The sequence below is a fragment of the Vibrio genomosp. F10 str. 9ZD137 genome, from assembly GCF_049974785.1.
Classification (GTDB): domain Bacteria; phylum Pseudomonadota; class Gammaproteobacteria; order Enterobacterales; family Vibrionaceae; genus Vibrio.
This window is the reverse complement of record NZ_JBNGCJ010000889.1, coordinates 1-6,009: the sequence shown is the minus strand read 5'-3', so window position 1 is coordinate 6,009 and position 6,009 is coordinate 1. Positions and strand designations below refer to the sequence as shown.

The window sequence follows — 6,009 nt, the reverse complement described above, 5'->3', positions numbered from 1 at the left end:
ACTACGTTCAGGCGACCAGCCGTAAAGCTCATCGGCATGACTGATGTGATCTTTGAACGGCATTTCTACGGTGTAAGACAAGCATTTAAACTGCTCTCCAACCCAGTTAGAGCCGACAGTTAGGTTTGCTTTGCCCGGTTCATCTTTGTCGTATCCAATGTCGTCTTGGAACTCAGGAGTAATGGTTAACAGAGCTTGCTTGAAGTGATTCTCTAAATGGGCGATGCGTGCATTGTAAGAAGGGATACCTTCACTGCCTGCAACAAAGTTGTATGGGATAGCCTCATCACCATGGATATCTAAGAACATATCCACCCCTGTTTCCAGCATTCGCTCTCGAACCAGATACACTTCAGGGCTGCGCTCCATTGATGGCGTTTGCCATTCACGGTTTAGATTCACGCCAATACCATTGGTACGAAGGTGTCCGCGAATACTGCCATCTGGGTTCATGTTCGGAACAACACGAATCACCACTTTGTCGAGCAGCGAACGGCCAACGGTGTCTGTTTCATCGAGTAAACGAAGCAATAAGCCTTCGATAAGCCATTCGGCCATCGTTTCGCCCGGGTGCTGACGACCAATAACCCAAATATTTTTCTTTTCAGGGCTGGGTTCGCCGATCGTTAGTAGACTGATGTCGTTATTATCTAGCGTGTGTCCGAGTGTTTCTAGCTTACATGCCGGATGCGTTTGGGTGTTGTGTAATAGGTCCTGGTGGCGGTCGTACGAGTAGGGTGCAAAATACGCAAAGTACATGGACTCATGCTCGGGAATGATATTGAACGCCAATGCATTACCGTCAAAGGTGGCCGGGATACGGAACCATTCTTCGCGATCATAAGAAGCGACCACATCGTAATCAACCCAACCTTCTGGGTAGGCCGATGTTGCCAGTCCATTGATCGTAAAGTGGTGCGCCTGTTGCGCTTTACTTTCTAAGCGGAAGTGAAACCATTGTGAAATATCTGTCTGGTTATCGGCAGGAATCGTGAGTTGAATGTTTTGTGGAGATTCTGCTGAAACGACGTGGATGTTACCGCTTTCGAAGTTGCTGAAAATTTTCATTGTAGTTGTTATCTCGTGGTTGAGTTGCCGTAAGATTATCACACTTTTTTTCGAGTAAACGAATTACCCTTCGCGCGATCCTATTAGATCAACACGATGAACATGTTTAAGAGCATACAATAATAAAGAGATGGTAATAGCATGTGTATTTAATCCACCGATGACAGGGCAGTAGACACAGTTGGCGAAAAACAGGTAAACCTTTATTTAAAGCCTCACTATCTAAAGCGCATCATAGAAATAGTGACGCCATTTTTGTATATTCGCTCTAAAGCCCGCTTTGGTTTGTGGATACAATTGATTTATGAATGCAATGGAAGAGCATCTAAATAGAGTCATACGCCTTGAAAAAGAGAACGAAGCACTCAAGCGTGAGAATGCCCGTCTTCAAGAAAAATTGAATGCTGCTCTCGATAGCAACGGGCTTTGTTTGTGGGAGCAGCATATCCCTTCGGGCACTTTAACCATTTTCAATATGCAGTGGGGCAAAATGCTCGGCTATCAACCGAACGAGCTGACTGCAACGGTAGATACATGGAAAAGTAATCTACATCCTGATGATTACGACCTTGCCGTTGGTGCGTTTGATGATCATATAAAAGGAAAAACCGATCTTTATGAAGTGGTTCACCGCATGATTCATAAAGACGGAAGTGATAGTTGGGTCTACGATAGGGGCCGTATTGTTGAGTACGACTCTAATGGCGATCCACTTCGCATGATGGGGACACACATCGACCTGACGAAAGAGAAGCGTTATGAACAGGAGTTGGCTAAGTTGGCATCCACTGATCCGCTTACTGGGCTTTTAAATCGAAGTGCTATCGTTGAACATTTTTATCGTCGAGATACCCCCGATCTTTCGCAAGAATCAGCCATGCTATTTTTTGATATTGATAACTTTAAATCGGTTAACGATGCTTTCGGCCATCATGCTGGCGATACGTTACTCGCCAATATCGCAAAAGAACTAACTGAACGGGCACCTGGTGACGCTAAAGTAGGAAGAATTGGGGGGGATGAGTTCGTTATATTGTGCTCATACGCTGACCGCACCAAGTTGACAGCACTGTGCGACCAACTTTTGTCATCCTTTATCCCTACGCTCAATCAGCCCCTTGCTAACGTAAACATTGGAATGAGTATTGGTATTTGTTTCTTTCAAAAAGGGAAGCATCACTTTGATGGAGTTTACCAAGCCGCTGATCAAGCCATGTACCAAATAAAGAAAAATGGAAAAAATGCGGTAATGACCGTCGATCTTGATTGTGAATGAGGCAAAGATCCGAGCGCTAGATTTTCTCTTTTCTATACCTTCTTTATTTTTAGCGTAATCACTCGTTAAATATACACTAGCCCTCCCCGATGCAATATAGCGTTACCCCACAGTCGCTTAGAAAGCGACGATGGATGTGCCATGTCGACACGTTTTTATTGTGGTTCTTCGTCGTTTCAATTAGCTTTGTAAAGTCTGCTTGTAATTAGGATCATAGAATGTGCCGATGGTTAGCCTATCAAGGTGTTCCGAGATATATCGATGAGTTGGTTTATGAACCTGTCCATTCGCTTATTAATCAGTCTATGGACGCTCAAAAAGCCGTAACTCGGGTTAATGCCGATGGGTTTGGTATCGGGTGGTATAACGAAAGGCGCTCTCCCGGCCAGTTCCATGAAGTCTTACCGGCTTGGAGTGATGAAAACTTACGTTCACTTGCTCATCATATTCGTTCTCACCGTTTTATGGCGCACATCCGTTCTTCGACGGGAGCACAAGTCTCACGAGCCAACTGCCATCCGTTCATCATTGATAATTGGATGTTCATGCACAACGGTCAGATCGGAGACTTTGAAAGTGTGAAATTTGAATTAGAGCGGCAGTTGGATAAAGAGTGGTATCTCAAGAAAAAAGGTTCTACTGACAGTGAGTTGATATTTCTTCTGGCATTGGCTAATGGCCTTGAAACGGACCCCATTTCATCACTTCAGAAAACCATCCAAATGATTTCTAATACGCTTAAAGCGCACCGTATCTCTGAGCCTTTTAAAGCATCTATTTGCGTGTCCGACGGTAATGCGTTTTGGGTCATTCGTTACAGTTCCGATAATAAGCCGCCGACCGTGTTTATTTCTCAATCAACAGACGCCATCATTTTAGCCTCAGAGCCCCTAGATAAGGAGCGTTTGTGGAAAAGCATCCCACCACAAACCATTACCTTCATTAACAAACAGTCAGTAGAAACCTATCCAATAAGTGTGAATAATTATCTGTGAGGGTTTTTCTTTCGGTCTTCTCGTAAATTAATCTTTACAATTGCTTTGATTTCAATGTGTTACAAATGCTTTCTGGTGCTTGCTAAGCGGTAGGAATTATAGTCCTCTGACTACTTGTTATTAGGTGGTATCCCTTCTAGAACTGATATTTTCATTTGCAGGCTGATTCAATACCAAACGGTGAACGCAATGCCAAGCATATAAGTCAGCGGCGGTCGGTACCACTTTCCTTACTATTAATAAAATGAATAAGGACAGTTATGAGTCAGTGGTTAGGTCGTATTAAGCTCTCGCGCTTGATAATAGGGGCCCTAGTATTTATCGGTGTTGTACCTGCACTGTTGTTAGGGTTGAATGCGGTTTTGTTAAGTCAAACAGCCTTATCCGAACGTTCATACAACCAACTCGATACGGTGAGAAGCATCAAGTCTGCACAAATCAGTACATTTTTTGCTGAGAGAGAAGGGGACATGGATGTCCTTGTGGATGTTGCCACGACGCTCAAGCTCGAAGGGTTTCGTAAACTAGAAGCGCTTAATCAAGCTCAAGCCCAACAAGTAGAGGAATACATTACTCAGCTTAAATTGGGGTTACGCCTCTTCGCAGATTCTTACACAACGAGAATGGTGATGTCGGAATTTGACCGAGCTTTTCAAACGCAAGGCGGAAAAGTGAGTGGTCGCCAATGGTCAGGTATCGCAGATAACTACGGTGAAGAAATAGACCGATTTCAGCAGCAGTTTGGTTGGTATGACGCCTTTTTAATTAATACCGATGGAAACATTGTCTATACATCCACGCGTGAAAATGATCTAGGAAAAAACATACAATCTGAGAATATCGTTGGCTCTGGTTTAGAGAAAGCATTCCGTCGCGCTCAGCAATCAAATCAACACGATCAAGTCCATTTCGGTGATTTTACTCTCTATCATTATTCCAATAATTCGCCTGCGGGTTTTTTTGTCACGCCTATTACTGATCAGCAACAAACCGTGATTGGCTATGCAGCTCTTCAGTTTCCGATTAATAAAGTGAATGCGATTACCGGACAAATTCAGGGGATGGGACAAACGGGTGAAACGTATCTTATTGGCCCCGATTCATTGATGCGATCGGATTCTCGCCTTGACCCTGAACGATATTCTGTTGCGTCCTCGTTTAAGAACAATACCAAAGTACAAACAGAAGCTGTTCAGCGAGTCTTCAACAATGAGGCAGGCTCTCGCATCATCACTGATTACAATGGAAATCTAGTCTTGTCGGTTTGGCAACCCATTACTATTGATGAGTCAAATCAGTGGGGGATTATTTCAGAGCAAGACGTGACAGAAGCTTTTGTACCAAAAGACAATAACGGAGTAGAGTTCTATAGCAAATACATTGAAAGCTATGGTTACTATGATCTATTTTTGATCGATCCGAATGGTGAAGCATTTTATACCGTCACCAAAGAAGCAGATTATCAAACCAACCTTGTTCATGGTGTCTACGCGTCAAGCAACTTAGGTCAATTGGTTCGAGATGTGATTGGAAGTAAGCAATATGGGGTGGTTGATTTTGCCCCCTATGCTCCCTCGGATGGCGATCCAGCGTCATTTATCGCCAAACCTATTTTAAATGAACGCCAAGAAGTTGTGATGGTGGTGGCCTTACAATTGTCGTTGGACGCGATTAACTCGGTGATGCAACTGCGTGAGGGAATGGGTAACAGTGGTGAGTCTTACTTAGTGGGTTCCGATTATTTGATGCGTTCCGATTCGTATTTGAACCCATCGGAGCGTTCAGTCACTGCCTCATTTTCTGGTAATGTTGAGAGAAACGGAGTCAAGACTGAAGCGACTATCGAGGCGTTAAGAGGAAACAGCGGTGCTCGTCTCATCACCGATTACAATGGAAACCAAGTCCTATCTTCTTATGCGCCTCTTGATATTGGTGATATTCGCTGGGCGTTGGTGGCAGAGCTAGATCAAAGCGAAGCGTTTGCGTCGGTCAATCAAATTCGTAGCAGCATCATTTATTTGATGATAGCGACGTTACTGAGCACCATAGCACTCGCTGTTTATCTTGCTAAAATCATCAAGAAACCGCTCGGCGGGGAACCGCGAGATATGATGCTACTTGCTCAGAAAGTCGCGAATGGAGATTTAACCCACCAATTTGACCATTCAGCACCCACAGACAGCTTATATGGATCATTAAGAGAAATGTCTGGCAATTTAAAGCAGTTGATTGCTCACCTTCTAGAGGCAAGCCAAGGTTTGGCGTCAACGGCAGAAGAAACGTCGGTCGCCAGTGCTCAAACCACCCATGCGGTTACGACTCAGCATCGTGAAACCGAATCGGTGGCATCGGCTATTGAACAAATGACGGTGTCTATTCAGGAAGTTGCTCGAAGCACTAATGATGTCGCAGAAACATCGAGATACGCACATGATAAAAGTACGACGGGGCAACAAACGTTAGATCAAGGCAATATGGCGTTGAACAGCTTAGTGAACGACGTATCTGCTACTAATGAAGATATGAAAACATTGCAACTTAAATGCAATGAAATCGGTCATGTGTTGGTGGTGATACAAGAAATTGCGGGTCAAACGAATCTACTGGCATTGAATGCCGCTATAGAAGCGGCTCGAGCGGGAGCGGCGGGAAGAGGCTTCGCGGTTGTCG

The 6,009-nt window shown here is 44.3% G+C and carries 4 protein-coding genes and 1 pseudogene; 4 read left to right on the top strand and 1 reads right to left on the bottom strand.

Annotated elements, in window-relative coordinates; translation table 11 throughout:
- On the bottom strand, positions 1-1,068 hold a 1,068-nt coding region (locus tag ACP45E_RS19845), incomplete at its 3' end, for a M14 family metallopeptidase (protein WP_069585466.1).
- Between the two features lie 80 nt (positions 1,069-1,148).
- Between ACP45E_RS19845 and ACP45E_RS19840 the strand changes: the two are divergent.
- From ACP45E_RS19840 to ACP45E_RS19825, 4 genes and pseudogenes are all read left to right on the top strand, one after another.
- A pseudogene (locus ACP45E_RS19840) lies at positions 1,149-1,243 on the top strand (ectoine synthase); the annotation flags it as partial.
- 138 nt (positions 1,244-1,381) lie between these two features.
- A complete protein-coding gene (locus ACP45E_RS19835; RefSeq protein ID WP_017037037.1) occupies positions 1,382-2,344 on the top strand; it encodes a sensor domain-containing diguanylate cyclase in 963 nt (320 codons plus the stop codon).
- A gap of 218 nt (positions 2,345-2,562) precedes the next feature.
- Positions 2,563-3,339 carry a class II glutamine amidotransferase gene (locus ACP45E_RS19830; protein WP_017035266.1) on the top strand — a complete coding sequence of 259 codons (777 nt, stop codon included), beginning with the start codon at positions 2,563-2,565 and terminating at the stop codon, positions 3,337-3,339.
- Between the two features lie 260 nt (positions 3,340-3,599).
- On the top strand, positions 3,600-6,009 hold a 2,410-nt coding region (locus ACP45E_RS19825; protein WP_069585464.1), incomplete at its 3' end, for a methyl-accepting chemotaxis protein.

Excerpts from the sequence above, each read along its gene's own strand:
- ACP45E_RS19835 (WP_017037037.1), top strand. The coding sequence starts at position 1,382 with ATGGAAGAGCATCTAAATAGAGTCATACGCCTTGAAAAAGAGAACGAA.
- ACP45E_RS19830 (WP_017035266.1), top strand. The coding sequence starts at position 2,563 with ATGTGCCGATGGTTAGCCTATCAAGGTGTTCCGAGATATATCGATGAG.